Genomic DNA, 1,521 nt, shown 5'->3' with positions numbered 1-1,521 from the left:
CTGCAAAATTGGGTTTTGTTCGTGGACGCCTCGGGGCGTTCATCAGGTGGCCTTGTACTTTTCGAACTCAGGCAGTTGTAGGAAGTGCGAGCAAGGTTCCTCGCGAGGCGTTGTGGAGGCTGCGCAGCCACTCGAGAACAAAAAACACGGGCGCAAGCCCCAGGCGAACAATAGCGCGCAGCAACCAGCGAAGGTTATAGCCCACCGCGCATAGCACCGCATGTAAGGCGTCACCGGTTTGCCCTTTGAGCCAGCAACGCTGCATGCCGTGGTCCTCCTTCACATGCCCGATGATCGGTTCTATCGCTTGCCGGCACTTCAGCCATCGTCGTTGTGTACTGCTTAGCGACTTGTGTTTACCTCGGTGAATCAACTGTACTAGCGCGAGATCGGCATCCACACCGCGATACCCGAGGTCCGCCAGAACGGTCTTCGGCTTTGACACGCCCGGCAGATCCTGAAGCAGGATGGACGTTTGTTCAAGTTGTCCGGACAGAGTATGCCCGTCATAGGGGCTGCCCACAAACGAGTGTGCACCGACAATCAGGCCTTGCTTCTCCGTGATTGCGAGGCTCACCTTGACGCCAAACTCATACGGCGGGCGAGCCTTGCCTTTTGAGATGCACTCCACTTCTGGCGCATGAAGCGCATAGAGCTTGTGCTTATCTTTCTCTCGCTGGCGGCAGATACGCCAGGCGCGCTCAAGCCAGATGCTTAAGGATGCCTGTTGCTCAGTGGATGCGTTCGGTAACTTTCTCTCGATGTCGCGCAGCAATCGTCCGAGGATCGTGCGCTGACGCTTGAGCACCCGGCGCAGTCGCTTGAACTGCTTCGCATGCGCATAGCCACCGGCGCGGCGACGCAATTGTTTCCCCTCTCGCTCGTATGTTTGCTTCAGTGCCAGTCCGGCACGTTGCGCGAGCCTTGCGAGTTTGCCTCGTGCAATCTCCAGCAAACGGCCGTCAGTCGGATAGGCAATCGCTTTTTGTTGGACCGTCGTATCGACAATCACGCGCTCGAACTCGGCCGGCCTCACTGCTTTCATTTCCACGGCCGCTGCAATTGTCGTCGCGAGCAACTCCTCGACACCAGCTTCGCCCAGCGCCTGCCGAAAGCGCACGAGGTTGGTCGGATCGCACGGCATGTGCGGTTGAAAATACTCCTCGCCGCAGAAAAACTGGAAATACACGTCTTGTGCCCAGCGCTCACAAACCGATTCGTCACTTTCGTTGTAGGCGTGCTTCAGATAGAGCAGCCCGACCATCAGCCGGATCGACAGGCGCGGACGTCCGGCCGCGCTAAGGCCCGCACCCGCCAGCTTGGGCGCCGTGCCAAAAAGATCAGTCTCCTCGCTCGTCCGGCCTTCGCGAGCACGTCGCTCGAAGATCGGTGTCAAGGTCGCTTCTATCGACCTCCATGGCATCCGGTTGGCCAGTACCGCCAGCGGATGCCGCAAATCGATCATCGCGTCCAGGCGGCTGCGGAAGAAATCCGGTGTGCTCATCGGCGCTTCTCACTCCC

At 59.0% G+C, this 1,521-nt stretch carries 1 protein-coding gene; it reads right to left on the bottom strand.

The window, feature by feature from the left end:
• Positions 1–67: 67 nt before the first annotated feature.
• Positions 68–1,504, bottom strand: a complete 1,437-nt coding sequence (locus AWB66_RS32475) for an IS5 family transposase (protein ID WP_235021361.1) — start codon at positions 1,502–1,504, stop codon at positions 68–70.
• Between the last annotated feature and the right edge of the window lie 17 nt (positions 1,505–1,521).

Origin of the sequence: Caballeronia telluris, from assembly GCF_001544495.1 — a bacterium.
Taxonomy (GTDB): Bacteria; Pseudomonadota; Gammaproteobacteria; order Burkholderiales; family Burkholderiaceae; genus Caballeronia; species Caballeronia telluris.
Note: the sequence above shows the minus strand (reverse complement) of the source record. Positions and strands in the feature narration are given on the sequence as shown.